This window comes from Mycobacterium kiyosense (genome assembly GCA_021654635.1).
Lineage (GTDB): Bacteria > Actinomycetota > Actinomycetes > Mycobacteriales > Mycobacteriaceae > Mycobacterium > Mycobacterium kiyosense.
Genome location: AP025179.1, coordinates 2,719,827 through 2,736,434 on the forward strand (window position 1 = coordinate 2,719,827; position 16,608 = coordinate 2,736,434).

Sequence of the window (16,608 nt, forward strand, 5' to 3'; positions counted from 1 at the left end):
ACAACCCGAAGAAGGGCCGCGGCGCGTCGGCTGGCACGCTGTACGCCGTGTCAGCGACCGGTCCGTTCATTGTCGGTGAGCGTGTGCAGCTCACCGACGCCAAGGGCCGCCACTACACGATCACGCTGACGCCCGGCAGCGAATTTCACACCCACCGCGGTCGCATCGCCCACGACACGCTGATCGGGCTCGACGAAGGCAGCGTGGTCAAGTCCAGCAACGGCGCCATGTTCCTAGTGCTGCGCCCGCTGCTGGTCGATTACGTGATGTCCATGCCGCGCGGCCCGCAGGTGATCTACCCCAAGGACGCGGCCCAGATCGTGCACGAGGGCGACATCTTTCCCGGCGCCCGGGTGCTCGAGGCGGGCGCGGGCTCCGGCGCGCTGACACTGTCGCTGCTGCGCGCGGTCGGCCCGCAGGGCCGGGTTACCTCGTACGAGGTACGCGCCGACCACGCCGAGCACGCCCGCCGCAACGTCAGCACCTTTCATGGCGAGCTGCCGCCGAACTGGGAGCTGGTCATCGGCGACCTGTCCGATGCCGAGCTGCCGGACGGCTCCTTCGACCGGGCCGTGCTGGACATGCTGGCGCCGTGGGAGGTGCTGGAAGCGGTGTCGCGGCTGGTGGTCGCCGGTGGCGTGCTGATCATCTACGTCGCGACGGTCACCCAGCTGTCGAAGGTGGTCGAGGCGGTGCGTGCCCAGCAGTGCTGGACCGAACCGCGGTCGTGGGAGACGATTCAGCGCGGCTGGAACGTAGTGGGACTGGCGGTGCGGCCGCAGCATTCGATGCGCGGTCACACCGCGTTTCTGGTCGCAACCCGTCGGCTCGCTCCCGGCGCGGTGGCGCCGATGCCGTTGGGCCGCAAGCGTCCCGGCCGCGACGGCTGATCAGTCGTCGCTGCGGTGCAGACCTCGCCGAACCGACAGCAACTCGAACTCCGGATGCGCCGCGACCAGGCGCTCGGCGCGGTCCAGCACGTCGACGGTGTGAGCGCGGTCGGGCGACACCACCGCGACACCGATGCCTGAGCGCCGGTGCAGATCATGCGACCCGGTCTCGGCCGCGGACACGCTGAACTTGCGCTGCAGCTCGGCCACCACCGGCCTGATCACCGAGCGTTTCTGCTTCAGCGAGCGCACGTCGCCCAGCAGCACGTCGAACTCGAGCCAGCCGATCCACATCAGGGCGTCGGCGACGGACTCGCCGGCGGCCCGGCTTCCGGGCCGGGCGGCGGCGCCGGATTGGGCGCGGGCGCGGCCGGCGGTGACGTCGGCGGCAACGTCCCGGCGTTCTGCATGGCCAGCAGCATCTCCGCGGTCTTCCGGGACAGCTGCCAGCCGCCCGGCGTCGAGGTGAACTCCATCGGGAAAGTGAACTCCCGGTGATCCGGATTGGCGGTGTGGACGACGACGGTGGCCGTGGCGTTCGACGGGTTCTGGCTCGACCATGCGATGTTGTTCGCGACGAACGTCATCGGCAGGTAGCCGCCGTCGCGCGCGGCGGTGGTGAACCTGTCCAACGCGCCGGCCGTCTCGGGCCCGGCGCCTTGCACCAGGTTCAGCTTGTCGTTGCCCGGGACCGCCGCATCGGCAAGACGTGACAACACATCGGAGAGGATCTCCGGCGCGGGCAGGGGAGCGGTGGGCGCGGCGGCTACGGTGCTCGACGGCGCGGGCGGCACCGCCGTCTGGGCCGAATCCATCTTCTTGGCGGTGTCACGCGAGCATCCCGCGAGCGCCAGCACCGCCACCACGACGGCGGCGCCCAGGGTTACGCAGAGGTTTCGCGACATCCAGCGGCACGCTCAGCCGACAGCAAAACTGTGGAATGAAACGGATGTCACACTCGCGGCCCCGGTATCGGCCGAAGCGACGGTCTGAACGCCCGTGGCTTGGGATTTCGCGGTCACAGAAGTCCTTTCGCGCGGCCCGAGTAGAACCCGAGATTACCAGCGTGACCTAACTTGTAACTTTTCAAGGGCATTTGACTGCGCACATGAAGCGCCGTCGGCCGGTAGCTTAGAGGTATCCGCCACGCCATTCCTGGTGCGGGAAAGGAGCGCAAGATGGGTGACTCAGAGCGTTCTGAAGCATTCAAGAACCCCCGCGATATCCCCCTGTCCAGCGACGATGCTGCAGAACTGGAACAGCTGCGGCGTGAGGCCGCCGTGCTTCGCGAACAACTCGACAACGCCGTCGCACACCAAGGCTCGACGCGCTCGGCGCGCGATGTGCATCAACTAGAAGCTCGAATCGACTCGCTCGCGGCCCGCAATTCCAAATTAATGGAAACTCTTAAAGAGGCCCGCCAACAACTGCTGGCACTGCGCGAGGAAGTCGACCGACTGGGCCAGCCGCCCAGCGGTTACGGGGTGCTGCTCGGTGCGCATGAGGACGAGACTGTCGACGTGTTCACCTCGGGTCGCAAGATGCGACTGACGTGCTCGCCCAACATCGACACCGCGTCGCTGCGCAAAGGCCAGACGGTCCGGCTCAACGAGGCCCTGACCGTCGTCGAGGCCGGGACCTACGAGTCGGTCGGCGAGATCTCGACGCTGCGTGAGGTGCTCAACGACGGGCACCGGGCATTGGTCGTCGGCCATGCCGACGAGGAACGCATTGTCTGGCTGGCCGAACCGCTGGTCGCCGAGGATCTGCCCGAAGGGCATCCCGACGCGCTCAACGACGACAGCCGGCCGCGCAAGTTGCGGCCTGGCGACTCGCTGCTGGTCGACACCAAGGCCGGTTACGCCTTCGAGCGCATCCCCAAGGCCGAGGTCGAGGACCTGGTGCTCGAAGAGGTGCCCGACGTCAGCTACTCCGACATCGGCGGTCTGACCCGGCAGATCGAGCAGATCCGCGACGCGGTCGAGTTGCCGTTTTTGCACAAGGATCTCTACCGGGAGTACGCGTTGCGTCCGCCCAAGGGTGTGCTGCTCTACGGCCCGCCCGGCTGCGGTAAGACCTTGATCGCCAAGGCGGTGGCCAATTCGCTGGCCAAGAAGATGGCGGACCTGCGTGGTGACGACGCCCGTGAGGCCAAGTCCTACTTCCTCAACATCAAGGGCCCTGAGCTGCTCAACAAGTTCGTCGGCGAGACCGAGCGGCACATCCGGCTGATCTTCCAGCGCGCCCGGGAGAAGGCTTCCGAAGGCACTCCGGTGATCGTGTTCTTCGACGAGATGGACTCGATCTTCCGCACCCGCGGCACCGGCGTCTCCTCCGACGTCGAGACCACCGTGGTGCCGCAGTTGCTGTCGGAGATCGACGGCGTCGAAGGGCTCGAGAACGTCATAGTGATCGGCGCCTCCAACCGCGAGGACATGATCGACCCGGCCATCCTGCGGCCCGGCCGGCTGGACGTGAAGATCAAGATCGAGCGTCCGGATGCCGAAGCGGCCCAGGACATCTTCTCCAAGTACCTTGTCGACACGCTGCCGGTGCACGCCGACGATCTCGCCGAGTTCGACGGCGACCGGGGCGCCTGCATCAGGGCGATGATCGAGAAGGTCGTCGAGCGGATGTACGCCGAGATCGACGACAACCGCTTCCTGGAGGTCACCTACGCCAACGGTGACAAGGAAGTCATGTACTTCAAGGACTTCAACTCCGGGGCGATGATCCAGAACGTGGTCGACCGGGCGAAGAAGAACGCGATCAAGTCGGTGCTGGAGACCGGGCAGCCCGGTTTGCGCATCCAGCATCTGCTCGACTCGATCGTCGACGAGTTCGCCGAGAACGAGGACCTGCCCAACACCACCAACCCCGACGACTGGGCGCGGATCTCGGGCAAGAAGGGTGAACGGATCGTCTACATCCGCACCCTGGTCACCGGCAAGTCGTCGAGTGCGTCGCGGGCCATCGACACCGAGTCCAACCTGGGCCAGTACTTGTAAGCGGCGCGAGGGTCGCGCCGGTCCGACCGAGGGTCGTGCCGGCGCGACTTCGCTTCGCTGGCGAGGACCTTGCTTGGCCGCCGACGTCGGGGTCTTCTTCCTGCAGCCGCAGGAACTTAAGTCACCAGCGAGTAGCTGTTGGTCAGCTCGTCCTGCAGCACCTGGGCGGCCTGGGTGGTGGTGTCGATACGCAACTCGGTATCGAGCGTGCGGGCGCGGTAGGACCATCCCGCCGGAAGGTTAAGCCGCTCACCGAGCTTGGGCAGATCGGCCCGCGACAGGTTCGGATCAACCACCTGGCTCCAGGTTTGCATCACCCACTGCCGCCCGTGTGGGTCCTGCAGTTCGTAAATCTCCTCGCCGGCGTCGAACACGAACACGGTGTGGCGGCTCACCTGGTTGACGGTGTAGGGCGTGGGGTTCATCGACGACAGCAGCACGGTGGCCTGCAGCAGCATGTCGATGCCGCCGAAGGTCTTGGTCATCTGCATGCCCTGTTGTGCCTTCTCGATGCGGTTCATCAGCCAATACCGCGGACCGTTGAGAAGTGCTGTGGCCGCACCGTTTTCGGTCGCGATGGCGTGGGCGTCCAAGGCCGACCAGAGTTCGGCCGGACAGTCGTTGAGCCCGAAGCTGTTGTAGACGGTGGCTTGGGGACCCGCTTCGCCGGGAGTGACGAGCAGAACTTCGCCGTAGCGTTTGCCGGACAGGTCGGCCGCGGCGTGGCGCGGCGCGGAATTTGATTGAGGGGCTGACACCAGGGTGAACCTAATCACCGGGTTGACCGGCGTCAACACGGGTCAAATAGCGTGTCGCCCACCTCGCGGCGTAGTGGTTGCGGGCGGTCGAAGTGGCGCGCAGATTGTCGGTCAACGGATCGACGGCGGGGCGCTATCCGTCGTCGGGTCACCACCCTGGGCACTGACGGCAGGTCTCGCAGCAAAAACAGGCTTACTTGGCAACCAGATATGGCCCCTGGGCAAGGCCCTGCGCTATACCCGTTCGACGAGACAATCGATTTACCGGATTGCGGACTGCGGCGTGCGGGTCGAGGACCCGTTCGGTCGTGATTCGGGAGGCCGAGCCTCGTCTCTCGAGAAAATCCGGTTCGAGAACTGCTGTTGCGGCACAGTGGTCATTCGTCCGGAACTGGGATCGTAGATTCGCAGACTATCCCCCTGGACACCAGTGACAACCATGATGTGCTGCGGATACCCTTCGCTGCCGATGTAGATCGGAGCGACATATCCAGCGCGCACCGAGCCGGCCAGCCCCTGATACCCCCAACTGATCGCACGAGACGGAACGCGAGTGCGGAGACTGCGCGAAGAGGACTGGTAGATGCCGGGCTCAGCCGACGATCGCGGGACCGTAGTCTTTAACCCATGCAACGGATTATCGGGACGGAGGTCGAGTACGGCATCTCCTCGCCGTCAGACCCGACCGCCAACCCGATCCTCACTTCCACCCAGGCCGTGCTGGCCTACGCCGCGGCCGCCGGCATCCAACGCGCCAAGCGGACCCGCTGGGATTATGAGGTCGAGTCGCCGCTGCGCGACGCCCGTGGGTTCGACCTGAGCCGCTCGGCCGGCCCGCCGCCGGTGGTCGACGCCGACGAGGTCGGCGCGGCCAACATGATCCTGACCAACGGCGCGCGGCTCTATGTGGACCATGCGCACCCGGAGTACTCCGCGCCCGAATGCACCGACCCGATGGACGCGGTGATCTGGGACAAGGCCGGCGAACGGGTGATGGAGGCCGCCGCCCGGCACGTCGCCAGCGTGCCCGGCGCCGCGAAGCTGCAGTGTACAAGAACAACGTCGACGGCAAGGGCGCCTCCTACGGGTCGCACGAGAACTACCTGATGTCGCGCCAGACGCCGTTCTCGGCCATCATCGCCGGTCTGACCCCGTTTCTGGTGTCGCGGCAGGTGGTGACGGGTTCCGGTCGGGTCGGCATCGGGGGCCTCCGGCGACGAGGCCGGGTTCCAGTTGTCGCAGCGGTCCGACTACATCGAGGTCGAAGTCGGGCTGGAGACCACGCTCAAGCGCGGCATCATCAACACCCGCGACGAGCCGCACGCCGACGCCGACCGGTACCGCCGGCTGCACGTCATCATCGGTGACGCCAATCTGGCCGAGACCTCGACCTACCTGAAGCTGGGCACCACCGCACTGGCGCTGGACCTGATCGAGGCGGGGGTCGACCTCAGCGATCTGGCGCTAGCCCGGCCGGTGCATGCCGTCCACGCGATCAGCCGCGACCCGTCGCTGCGCCAGACGGTGGCGCTGGCCGACGGCCGCGAGCTGACCGGCCTTGCGCTGCAACGGATTTATCTGGACCGGGTGGCCAAGCTGGTCGACAGTCGCGACCCCGACCCGCGCGCGTCGCACGTGGTGGAGACCTGGGCGCAGGTGCTGGACCTGCTCGAGCGGGACCCGATGGAGTGTGCCGAGCTGCTGGACTGGCCGGCCAAGTTGCGGCTGCTCGAAGGTTTTCGGCAGCGGGAGAACCTGAGCTGGTCGGCGCCCCGGCTGCACCTGGTCGATCTGCAGTACTCCGATGTGCGGCTGGATAAGGGCCTGTACAACCGCCTGGTGGCGCGCGGCTCGATGAAGCGGCTGGTCACCGAGCATCAGGTACTGGAGGCGGTGGACAAGCCGCCGACCGACACGCGCGCGTACTTCCGCGGCGAGTGTTTGCGCAGGTTCGGCGCCGACATCGCCGCGGCCAGCTGGGACTCGGTGATTTTCGACCTGGGCGGCGACTCGCTGGTGCGAATCCCGACGTTGGAGCCGCTGCGCGGCAGCAAAGCGCATGTCGGGGCGTTGCTGGATTCGGTGGACAGCGCGGTGGAGCTGGTGGAACAGCTGACGCGCTGACTGGTCGAAGGCGTGGTTAGACCGACGAAATGTCGGGGGCGACCGGTAGGGTAGAGAAAAGCCAGCGGGCGTATGGACACCCGCCCGAAGGTGTATGACGAGCAGGAGGCGGCGATGGCGCAGGAGCAGACCAAACGCGGCGGTGGCGGTGGCGATGACGACGACGTCACCGGTGCGGCGGCCGCGGGTCAGGAACGTCGCGAGAAGCTGACCGAGGACACCGACGATCTGCTCGACGAGATCGACGACGTCCTGGAGGAGAATGCCGAGGACTTCGTGCGGGCTTACGTCCAAAAGGGCGGCCAGTGACCTGGCAGTCGCCCGATCGCCTACCCATCAACTCAGCACTTCCCGGATCCTCAGGTGTAGACCTGTCGTCTTTTGCCGACTTCCTGCGCCGTCACTCGCCGGAGTTGCTTCCCGCCAGCATTAGTGGCGCCCAGGTCGGTGACCAGTTGCCGCATGGCACCACGATCGTCGCGCTCAAGTACCCGGGCGGAGTTCTGATCGCCGGTGACCGCCGCTCGACGCAGGGCAACATGATCGCAGGGCGCGACGTACGCAAGGTGTACATCACCGACGACTACACCGCCACCGGCATCGCGGGCACCGCGGCGATCGCCGTCGAGTTCGCTCGCCTCTACGCCGTGGAGCTGGAACATTACGAGAAGCTCGAGGGCGTGCCGTTGACTTTTGCGGGCAAGGTCAACCGGCTGGCCATCATGGTGCGGGGCAACCTGCCGGCCGCGATGCAGGGTCTGGTGGCCCTTCCGCTGCTGGTCGGTTACGACATTCACGCCGCCGACCCGGAGTCGGCGGGGCGCATCGTCTCCTTCGACGCCGCCGGGGGCTGGAACATCGAGGAAGAGGGCTACCAGTCGGTGGGATCGGGTTCGATCTTCGCCAAGTCCTCGATGAAGAAGTTGTACTCCCAGGTCACCGACGGCGATTCGGCGCTGCGGGTGGCGGTGGAGGCGCTCTACGACGCCGCCGACGACGACTCCGCGACCGGTGGCCCGGATCTGGTCCGTGGCATCTATCCGACCGCGGTCACCATCGACGCCGACGGCGCGATGGACGTCCCGGAACGGCGGATCGCCGAACTTGCCCGCGATGTCATCGAAAGCCGTTCGCGTGCTGACACTTTCGGCCCCGACGGTGGTGAGAAGTGAGTTTCCCGTATTTCATCTCGCCCGAACAGGCGATGCGTGAGCGCAGCGAGCTCGCGCGGAAGGGCATTGCCCGCGGTCGCAGCGTGGTGGCCCTGGCCTACGCCGGTGGTGTGCTGTTCGTCGCGGAGAACCCGTCGCGCTCACTGCAGAAGATCAGCGAACTCTACGACCGGGTGGGCTTCGCCGCGGCCGGCAAGTACAACGAGTTCGACAACCTGCGCCGTGCCGGCATCCAGTTCGCCGACACCCGCGGTTACGCCTACGACCGCCGCGACGTCACCGGCCGCCAGCTGGCCAACGTCTACGCTCAAGCGCTGGGCAGCATCTTCACCGAGCAGGCCAAGCCCTACGAGGTGGAGCTGTGTGTGGCCGAGGTGGCGCACTACGGCGAGACCAAGCCCCCGGAGCTCTATCGGATCACCTACGACGGGTCGATCGCCGACGAGCCGCACTACGTGGCGATGGGCGGCACCACCGAGCCGATCATCAACGCGCTCAAGGAGTCCTATACCGAGGCCGCGGACCTGGCCGACGCGCTGAAGATCGCGGTCGGCGCGCTGCGGGCCGGAAGCCCCGAGTCCAGTGGCAACGGCCAGTCCAGTGTCGCGGTCGCCAATCTCGAAGTCGCGATCCTCGACGCCAACCGGCCGCGGCGGGCGTTCAAGCGCCTGACCCGCGCGGCCGTGGAAACGGCGTTGCAGGAGACGGATTCCGGCGACTCCGCTGCAGCCGACGGGGAAACGCCGGACTCCGGCGAATCGAAGGATTCCGGAGACAGCTAGACCCGGTCCGCACACCGGATCGGCCGCCGTGCGCCGCTTCCGCTGATTCGGCCACGACACCTCATTGCCCCGTTCGGGCGCGGCTGTTCATCGTCCCGGGTGGACAACTTGTACCCTCGATTGGGTGCAGCGACGAATCATGGGCATCGAGACCGAGTTCGGTGTTACCTGCACCTTTCACGGGCATCGTCGACTCAGTCCGGACGAGGTGGCCCGCTACCTTTTCCGCCGGGTCGTGTCGTGGGGTCGCAGTTCCAACGTTTTCCTCCGCAACGGTGCCCGGTTGTACCTCGACGTGGGCAGCCACCCGGAGTACGCCACCGCCGAATGCGACAGCCTGGTGCAGCTGGTCACCCACGACCGTGCCGGTGAATGGGTCCTCGAGGACCTGCTGATCGACGCCGAGCAGCGGCTGGCCGACGAGGGCATCGGTGGTGACATCTACTTGTTCAAGAACAACACCGACTCGGCGGGCAACTCGTACGGCTGCCACGAGAACTACCTGATCGTGCGCGCCGGCGAGTTCTCCCGGATTTCCGACGTGCTGCTGCCGTTCCTGGTCACCCGCCAGCTGATCTGCGGCGCCGGCAAGGTGCTGCAGACCCCCAAGGCGGCCACCTTCTGTCTTTCCCAACGCGCCGAACACATCTGGGAAGGCGTCTCCAGCGCGACCACCCGCAGCCGGCCGATCATCAACACCCGCGACGAGCCGCACGCCGACGCCGAGAAGTACCGCCGACTGCACGTCATCGTCGGCGACTCGAACATGTCCGAGACCACCACCATGCTCAAGGTCGGCACGGCCGCGCTGGTGCTGGAGATGATCGAATCCGGCGTCGCGTTCCGGGACTTCTCGCTGGACAACCCGATCCGCGCCATCCGCGAGGTCAGCCACGACGCGACCGGCCGGCGACCGGTCAGGCTGGCCGGCGGGCGGCAGGCCAGCGCCCTGGACATCCAGCGTGAGTACTACAGCCGCGCCGTCGAGCACCTGCAGACCCGGGAGCCCAACGCGCAGATCGAGCAGGTCGTCGACCTGTGGGGCCGCCAACTCGACGCCGTCGAGAGCCAGGACTTCGCGAAGGTCGACACCGAGATCGACTGGGTGATCAAGCGCAAGCTGTTCCAGCGCTACCAGGACCGCTACAACATGGAGCTGTCCGACCCCAAGATCGCGCAGCTCGACCTGGCTTACCACGACATCAAGCGCGGCCGCGGCGTCTTCGACCTGCTGCAGCGCAAGGGTTTGGCAGCCCGGGTGACCACCGACGAGGAGATCGCCGAGGCCGTCGACACACCGCCGCAGACCACCCGCGCGAGATTGCGCGGTGAGTTCATCAGCGCAGCTCAGGCTGCCGGCCGGGATTTCACCGTCGACTGGGTGCACCTCAAGCTCAACGACCAGGCGCAGCGCACGGTGTTGTGCAAGGACCCGTTCCGGGCCGTCGACGAGCGGGTCAAGCGGCTGATCGCGAGCATGTGAGCCCGGCTTTGCGCCTCCATTGAGTTCACGCTCGGCGGCGATTCTTTAAGGTGGGAACCCGTGGCGACGTCGAAGATCGAACGGTTGGTGAACCTCGTCATCGCGCTGCTGTCGACGCGCGGCTACATCACCGCCGACAAAATCCGCACCAGCGTGGCCGGCTACTCCGAGAGCCCCACCACCGAGGCGTTCTCGCGGATGTTCGAACGCGACAAGAACGAGTTGCGCGACCTCGGTATCCCGCTGGAGGTCGGCCGGGTGTCGAAACTGGACCCCACCGAGGGGTACCGGATCAACCGGGAGGCCTACGCGCTGCCGCCCGTCGAGCTGACCGCGGAGGAGGCGGCCGCAGTGGCCGTGGCGACCCAACTCTGGGAATCGCCCGAACTGATCACCGCCACCCAGGGCGCCCTGCTCAAGCTGCGCGCCGCCGGCGTGGACGTCGACCCCTTCGAAAGCGCGCCGGTGGCCATCGCGTCGCCGCCGGGGGTACCCGGCCTGCGCGGGTCGGAGGACGTGCTGGGAATCCTGTTGGCGGCCATCGAATCCCGGCAGGCCGTCCAGTTCCCGCACCGGCCGTCGCGCGCCGAGCCGTATGTCACCCGCACCGTGGAGCCGTGGGGGGTGATCACCGAGAAGGGCCGCTGGTATCTGGTCGGCCATGACCGGGACCGCAACGCCACCCGCACCTTCCGGATCTCACGTATCGGCGCCGGTGTGAAGCCCGTCGGGGAACCCGGCGCAGTCAGGGTGCCCGACGGACTCGACCTGTCCGCGATCGTGGCCGCCGCCGTAGCCGAGGCCGAAGCGCCCTCGGGTGCCCAGGCCACCGTCTGGGTTGCCGACGGGCGGGCCACCGCGCTGCGCCGCGCTGGCAGGTCGCTGGGACCGCGGCGGCTGGCCGGACGCGACGGCGAAGTGATCGAGATCGACATCGGGTCCAGCGACCGGTTGGCGCGCGACGTCACCGGCTACGGTGCGGATGCGATCGTCGTGGCGCCGCCGTCGCTGCGCGAGGACGTGCTGGACCGGCTGCGTGCGGCCGCCGGAATCGGGGAGCCGCCGGCATGACCGAACTGTCGAATCGGCTGGTGCGGCTGCTGAACATGGTGCCGTACCTGACCGCCAACCCGCGCATCACCAAGGCCGAGGCGGCGGCCAAGCTCGGCGTGTCCGACAAGCAGCTCGAGGCCGACCTGAACCAGCTGTGGATGTGCGGCCTGCCGGGTTATCTGCCCGGCGATCTCATCGATTTCGAGTTTTCCGGCGACACGGTCCAGGTGACGTTCTCGGCGGGTATCGACCGGCCGCTGCGGTTGACCTCGCCCGAGGCGACCGGCTTGTTGGTGGCACTGCGGGCGCTGGCGGATATCCCCGGCGTGGTGGATCCGCAGGCCGCCCGCAGCGCCATCGCCAAGATCGCCGCCGCGGCCGGCGCCGTCGGGCACGAGAACGCCGCGACCGCCGTCGACGAACCGGCTGCGCTGGAGAGCAGCGCGGCCGCCACCGTGCGCGCCGCCGTCCGGGACAAGCACGCCCTGTCCATCGACTACTACGCGGCCTCGCACGATTCGCTGACCACCCGCACGGTCGACCCGATCCGGGTGTTGCTGATCGGCGGTCACAGCTATCTGGAGGCGTGGTCGCGCGAGGCGGAGGGGGTGCGGCTGTTCCGGTTCGACCGCATCGTCGATGCCAGCGACCTGCGCGAACCCGCCACACCACCGGAACCGGCGGTGCAGTCGCCGCCGGACACGTCGCTATTCGACGGCGACCCGTCGCTGCCGGCGGCCACGCTGCGGGTGGCGCCGTCGGCGTCGTGGATGTTCGAGTACTACCCGATGCGCGACGCCCGCGAGCTGCCCGACGGTTCGTGTGAGGTGACGATGACCTATGCCTCCGAGGATTGGATGACGCGGCTGTTGCTGGGCTTCGGAGCCGAGGTGACGGTGCTGGCGCCGGAGTCGCTGGCGCAGCGGGTCCGCGGGGCCGCGGAGGCGGCTCTCGCGGCGTACCAGGCCGCTGAGCTCGGCTGATGCCGTGTTGAGCCGCGGCGCGCGACTCGCTTGTCCCAGGGGTGGGCCCGTCCTGCGGTAACATCGGGGCCAACGTCTGGAGGTAATCAAAGTGGGCAGTCTTCAACCGTGGCACTGGGTGATCCTGGCCATTGTGGTGATCGTGCTGTTCGGTGCCAAGCGGCTCCCCGATGCGGCCCGTTCGTTGGGTAAGTCGTTGCGGATCTTCAAGTCCGAAGTCCGCGAGATGCAGAGCGAGAACAAGGCCGAGGCCTCGATCGAGTCGCCCACGCCGGTGCAGTCGCAGCGCGTCGAACCCCCGACGGGTGCCGAGCAGGGTCACACCGAGGCGCGGCCGGCCTAGTCCGGCGTCATCCTGACCTGGTGAAAGGTTCCAGGGCCTCAGCGCGCGCTCTAGGTCCTCTCAGACGGCTCGACCCGCGTAACCGGCGCAGCCGGGTCAACCCCGACGGGACGATGTCGCTGGTCGACCATCTGACCGAGTTGCGTGCCCGGCTGTTGATCTCTATCGCTGCGATCCTGGTGACCACGGGTTTCGGCTTCGTCTGGTATTCGCACCCGATCTTCGGGCTGGAGAGCCTAGGCGAGTGGCTGCGGCATCCGTACTGTGCGCTGCCGCAGTCGGCGCGCGCCAGCATCAGCGCCGACGGCCAGTGCCGCTTGCTGGCCACGGCCCCGTTCGACCAGTTCATGTTGCGGCTCAAGGTCGGGATGACGGCCGGGGTGGTGCTGGCCTGCCCGGTGTGGTTCTACGAGTTGTGGGCGTTCGTCACGCCCGGTCTGTACAAGAAGGAACGCCGGTTCGCGGTCGCGTTCGTGATCCCGGCGGCGTTTTTGTTCGTGGCGGGCGCGGGGCTGGCTTACCTGGTGTTGTCCAAGGCGCTGAGCTTCTTGTTGACGGTCGGCAGCGACGTCCAGGTGACGGCGTTGTCCGGCGACCGTTATTTCGGATTCTTGATCAATCTGCTGGTGGTGTTCGGCGTCAGCTTCGAATTTCCGCTGCTGATCGTGATGCTGAACTTCGTCGGTGTGCTGACCTACGAGCGGCTCAAGGCTTGGCGGCGTGGCCTGATCTTCACGATGTTCCTGTTTGCGGCGGTGTTCACACCCGGCTCGGATCCGTTCTCGATGACAGCGCTCGGATTGGCACTGACGGTTCTGCTCGAGTTCGCCATCCAGATCGCTCGGCTGCACGACAAGCGCAAAGCCAAGCGGGAGGCCGCCGCGATTCCCGACGACGAAGCCTCGGTGATCGAGCCGCCCTCGCCGATTCCGGCGCCCTCGGTGATCGGCGTGACGCATGACGACGTCACCTGATCCGGTGGCTCGTTTGCTGAGCGCGAGCGCATACCGCCTTGTCGTGAGCGCATACCACCGTGCCGCAAGTGCGGGCCACCGTGCCGCGGGCGCACACCACCGTGCCGCGAGCGCACACCACCGTGCCGCGAGCGCGGGCCACCGTGCCGCGAGCGTCCCCATATGTATGGTCAAACGGCCTCTCGACCGTCGTTTTGGGGACGCTCGCGCAGGACGGAATGCATGACGGCGTCTCCTGATCCGCCCGAGCTGACCCGCTTCGCCGCCGAGTTGTCGTTCAAGCTCGACGACTTTCAGCGGCGCGCCTGCGCCGCGCTCGAGCAGGGCCACGGCGTGCTGGTTTGCGCGCCGACCGGGGCGGGCAAGACGATAGTCGGCGAATTCGCCGTGCACCTTGCGCTGGCCGGTGGCGGCAAGTGCTTCTACACCACGCCGTTGAAGGCGCTGAGCAATCAAAAGCACACCGACTTCACCGCCCGCTACGGCAAGGACAAGATCGGCCTGTTGACCGGCGACCTGTCGGTCAACGCCGACGCTCCGGTGGTGGTGATGACCACCGAGGTGCTGCGCAACATGCTCTACGCGGATTCTGCTGCGCTGCAAGGGCTTTCGCATGTCGTGATGGACGAGGTGCATTTTCTGGCCGACCGGATGCGAGGCCCGGTGTGGGAAGAGGTCATCCTGCACCTGCCCGACGAGGTGCGCTTGGTGAGCTTGTCGGCGACGGTCAGTAACGCCGAGGAGTTCGGTGGCTGGATCCAGACCGTCCGCGGCGACACCACGGTCGTCGTCGACGAGCACCGGCCGGTGCCGCTATGGCAACACGTCCTGGTCGGCAAGCGACTCTTCGACCTCTTCGACTACCGCCGAGACGGCGCCCAACCCACGTCCCCCAAGGGAAAACCGCACGTCAACCCCGACCTGACCCGCCACATCGCGCATCGCCGCGAAGCCGACCGGATGACGGACTGGCAACCCCGTCGGCGGCATCAGGGCAGGCCCGAGCGCCCCCGCTTCTACCGGCCACCGGCGCGCCCGGACGTGATCGCGGCCCTGGACTCCGCGGGACTGCTTCCGGCGATCACGTTCGTGTTCTCCCGCGTCGGCTGCGATGCCGCCGTCCAGCAGTGCCTGCGTTCACCGCTGAAGCTGACCACCCAGGCCGAACGCGCGCAGATCGCGGAGGTCATCGAGCATCGCTGCGGCGACCTGGCCGACGCCGACCTGGCGGTGCTGGGCTACTACGAATGGCGCGAAGGCCTACTGCGTGGCCTGGCCGCCCACCACGCCGGGATGTTGCCGGCGTTCCGTCACACCGTCGAGGAATTGTTCACCGCGGGCCTGGTCAAGGCCGTGTTCGCCACCGAGACCCTGGCGTTGGGGATCAACATGCCGGCCCGCACCGTGGTGCTGGAGAAGCTGGTGAAGTTCAACGGAGAGCAGCATGTGCCGCTGACCCCGGGGGAGTACACGCAGCTGACCGGTCGGGCAGGTCGGCGCGGCATCGACGTCGAGGGCCACGCGGTGGTGCTGTGGACGCCGGACGTCGAGCCGTCCGAGGTGGCGGGCCTGGCCTCCACGCGTACCTTTCCGCTGCGTAGTTCGTTCGCGCCGTCGTACAACATGACGATCAACCTGGTCCGTCAGCTGGGGCCGGAGCAGGCGCACCGGCTGCTGGAGCAGTCGTTCGCGCAGTATCAGGCGGACCGGTCGGTGGTCGGGCTGGTGCGCGGCATCGAACGCGGAAAATCCATGCTCGACGAGATCGCCGCCGAGATCGGCGGACACGACGCACCCGTCCTGGAGTACGCCCGGCTGCGCGCGCAGATCACCGACCTGAATCGCTCCCAGGCCCGCGCCTCCCGACTGCACCGGCGCCAGGCGGCCTCCGACGCGCTGGCCGCGCTGCGCCGCGGCGACATCATCACCATCACCCACGGTCGCCGCGGTGGCCTGGCCGTCGTCCTGGAATCCGCACGCGACCGCGACGACCCTCGGCCGCTCGTGCTGACCGAACACCGCTGGGCCGGGCGGATCTCCTCGGCGGACTATTCGGGCACTACGCCGCTGATCGGGACGATGACGCTGCCCAAGCGGGTCGAACACCGCCAGCCGCGGGTACGGCGCGACCTGGCGTCGGCGTTGCTGTCGGCCGCTGAGGGACTGGCCATCCCGAAAGCCCGGCGGGACAAGGAGAACGCGCACTACGATCCCGAATTGGCTTCGGCGCGTGAACAATTGCGGCGCCATCCGTTGCACAATTCGCCGGGCGTCGAGGAGCAGGTCCGCCAGGCCGAACGCTACTTGCGCATCGAACGCGACAACGCGCAGCTGGAACGCAAGGTGGCCGCCGCCACCAACTCGCTGGCGCGTACCTTCGACCGGATCGTCGGGTTGCTGACCGAGCGCGAGTTCATCCAGGGCCCCGCCGACGATCCGCGCGTCACCGACGACGGCAGGCTGCTGGCCCGCATCTACAGCGAGAGCGACCTGCTGGTGGCCGAGTGCCTGCGCACCGGCGCGTGGGCGGGTCTGAAGCCCCCCGAGCTGGCGGCGGTGGTATCGGCGGTGCTCTACGAGGCGCGCGGCGGTGACGGTCCGGGCGCACCGTTCGGCCGCGACGTCCCCACCCCGGCGCTGCGCCAGGCGCTGCTGCAGACGGCCCGGTTGTCGACGGCGCTGCGGGCCGACGAACAAACCCACCGGATCACGCAGAGCCGCGAACCCGACGACGGCTTCGTGTCGGTGATCTACCGGTGGGCGCGCACCGGGGACCTGGCGGCGGCCCTGGACGCCGCCGATGCCGTGGGCAGCGGGTCACCGATGTCGGCGGGGGGACTTCGTGCGCTGGTGCCGTCAGGTGCTCGACCTGCTCGACCAGGTGCGCAACGCCGCACCCGATCCCGACGTGCGGGCGGCAGCCAAGCGCGCTATCAATGATGTTCGGCGCGGCGTCGTCGCAGTTGATGCCGGGTAGGCTTGGCCCGAGCTACGGTTACATCCGGACTGTGCCGCGCAAGATTGGACTGAGGAGCAAC

14 protein-coding genes and 3 pseudogenes are annotated in these 16,608 nt (G+C 67.5%); 13 read left to right on the top strand and 4 right to left on the bottom strand.

Going from position 1 to position 16,608, the window contains the following annotated elements; all coding sequences use genetic code 11:
- Nucleotides 1–47 precede the first annotated feature (47 nt).
- Nucleotides 48–890, top strand: a complete 843-nt coding sequence (trmI, locus tag L6444_RS12895; RefSeq protein WP_236983066.1) for a tRNA (adenine(58)-N(1))-methyltransferase TrmI — start codon at nt 48–50, stop codon at nt 888–890.
- Here trmI and L6444_RS12900 read toward each other — a convergent pair whose 3' ends face one another.
- Together L6444_RS12900 and L6444_RS12905 are read right to left on the bottom strand one after the other, a co-directional pair.
- A complete protein-coding gene (locus tag L6444_RS12900) occupies nt 891–1,184 on the bottom strand; it encodes a DUF503 domain-containing protein (protein ID WP_236983068.1) in 294 nt (97 codons plus the stop codon).
- Entirely contained in the window at nt 1,184–1,795 is a 612-nt protein-coding gene (locus L6444_RS12905; protein WP_236983070.1) for a lipoprotein LppK, read from the bottom strand. Before L6444_RS12905 ends, L6444_RS12900 begins: the two co-directional genes overlap by 1 nt.
- 273 nt (nt 1,796–2,068) lie before the next feature.
- Here L6444_RS12905 and arc point away from each other — a divergent pair, with 273 nt between their 5' ends.
- Nucleotides 2,069–3,898 carry a proteasome ATPase gene (gene arc / locus L6444_RS12910; protein ID WP_236983077.1) on the top strand — a complete coding sequence of 610 codons (1,830 nt, stop codon included), beginning with the start codon at nt 2,069–2,071 and terminating at the stop codon, nt 3,896–3,898.
- A 116-nt stretch (nt 3,899–4,014) separates the two neighbouring features.
- On the opposite strand, the gene L6444_RS12915 is transcribed toward arc, so the two are convergent.
- Entirely contained in the window at nt 4,015–4,656 is a 642-nt protein-coding gene (locus L6444_RS12915) for a hypothetical protein (RefSeq protein ID WP_370652843.1), read from the bottom strand.
- Between the two features lie 261 nt (nt 4,657–4,917).
- The gene (locus tag L6444_RS30580) at nt 4,918–5,289 is read right to left on the bottom strand and encodes a papain-like cysteine protease family protein (protein ID WP_370652842.1); all 372 of its coding nucleotides are present in this window, start codon (nt 5,287–5,289) and stop codon (nt 4,918–4,920) included.
- Here L6444_RS30580 and L6444_RS30585 point away from each other — a divergent pair.
- The 11 genes and pseudogenes from L6444_RS30585 to L6444_RS12965 form a co-directional block, all read left to right on the top strand.
- Nucleotides 5,284–5,798, top strand: a pseudogene (locus L6444_RS30585) (proteasome accessory factor PafA2 family protein); the annotation flags it as partial. The gene L6444_RS30580 and the pseudogene L6444_RS30585 sit on opposite strands and share 6 nt — an antisense overlap.
- A gap of 73 nt (nt 5,799–5,871) precedes the next feature.
- Nucleotides 5,872–6,780: pseudogene (locus L6444_RS30590) on the top strand (proteasome accessory factor PafA2 family protein); the annotation flags it as partial.
- A gap of 114 nt (nt 6,781–6,894) precedes the next feature.
- A complete protein-coding gene (locus L6444_RS12925; RefSeq protein WP_065049939.1) occupies nt 6,895–7,089 on the top strand; it encodes a ubiquitin-like protein Pup in 195 nt (64 codons plus the stop codon).
- Nucleotides 7,086–7,952 carry a proteasome subunit beta gene (gene prcB / locus L6444_RS12930; protein ID WP_236983081.1) on the top strand — a complete coding sequence of 289 codons (867 nt, stop codon included), beginning with the start codon at nt 7,086–7,088 and terminating at the stop codon, nt 7,950–7,952. Before L6444_RS12925 ends, prcB begins: the two co-directional genes overlap by 4 nt.
- Nucleotides 7,949–8,734, top strand: coding sequence for a proteasome subunit alpha (gene prcA / locus L6444_RS12935; protein WP_236983083.1), 786 nt, complete (start codon nt 7,949–7,951; stop codon nt 8,732–8,734). Before prcB ends, prcA begins: the two co-directional genes overlap by 4 nt.
- Nucleotides 8,735–8,858: 124 nt before the next feature.
- The gene (gene pafA, locus L6444_RS12940; RefSeq protein ID WP_236983085.1) at nt 8,859–10,217 is read left to right on the top strand and encodes a Pup--protein ligase; all 1,359 of its coding nucleotides are present in this window, start codon (nt 8,859–8,861) and stop codon (nt 10,215–10,217) included.
- Between the two features lie 60 nt (nt 10,218–10,277).
- A complete protein-coding gene (locus L6444_RS12945; RefSeq protein ID WP_236983087.1) occupies nt 10,278–11,288 on the top strand; it encodes a helix-turn-helix transcriptional regulator in 1,011 nt (336 codons plus the stop codon).
- Nucleotides 11,285–12,253 (top strand): helix-turn-helix transcriptional regulator, encoded by a 969-nt coding sequence (locus tag L6444_RS12950; RefSeq protein WP_236983095.1) that lies wholly within the window; start codon nt 11,285–11,287, stop codon nt 12,251–12,253. Before L6444_RS12945 ends, L6444_RS12950 begins: the two co-directional genes overlap by 4 nt.
- Before the next feature lie 91 nt (nt 12,254–12,344).
- Entirely contained in the window at nt 12,345–12,596 is a 252-nt protein-coding gene (gene tatA / locus L6444_RS12955; RefSeq protein WP_236983097.1) for a Sec-independent protein translocase subunit TatA, read from the top strand.
- A 20-nt stretch (nt 12,597–12,616) separates the two neighbouring features.
- Nucleotides 12,617–13,570 (top strand): twin-arginine translocase subunit TatC, encoded by a 954-nt coding sequence (gene tatC / locus L6444_RS12960; protein WP_236983101.1) that lies wholly within the window; start codon nt 12,617–12,619, stop codon nt 13,568–13,570.
- A 222-nt stretch (nt 13,571–13,792) separates the two neighbouring features.
- Nucleotides 13,793–16,547: pseudogene (locus L6444_RS12965) on the top strand (DEAD/DEAH box helicase).
- Nucleotides 16,548–16,608: the final 61 nt, after the last annotated feature.

Bases quoted from the DNA above. Each gene is read 5' to 3' on its own strand.
- L6444_RS12900 (WP_236983068.1), bottom strand. From the start codon at position 1,184: ATGTGGATCGGCTGGCTCGAGTTCGACGTGCTGCTGGGCGACGTGCGC.
- L6444_RS12905 (WP_236983070.1), bottom strand. From the start codon at position 1,795: ATGTCGCGAAACCTCTGCGTAACCCTGGGCGCCGCCGTCGTGGTGGCG.
- arc (WP_236983077.1), top strand. From the start codon at position 2,069: ATGGGTGACTCAGAGCGTTCTGAAGCATTCAAGAACCCCCGCGATATC.
- L6444_RS12925 (WP_065049939.1), top strand. From the start codon at position 6,895: ATGGCGCAGGAGCAGACCAAACGCGGCGGTGGCGGTGGCGATGACGAC.
- L6444_RS12950 (WP_236983095.1), top strand. From the start codon at position 11,285: ATGACCGAACTGTCGAATCGGCTGGTGCGGCTGCTGAACATGGTGCCG.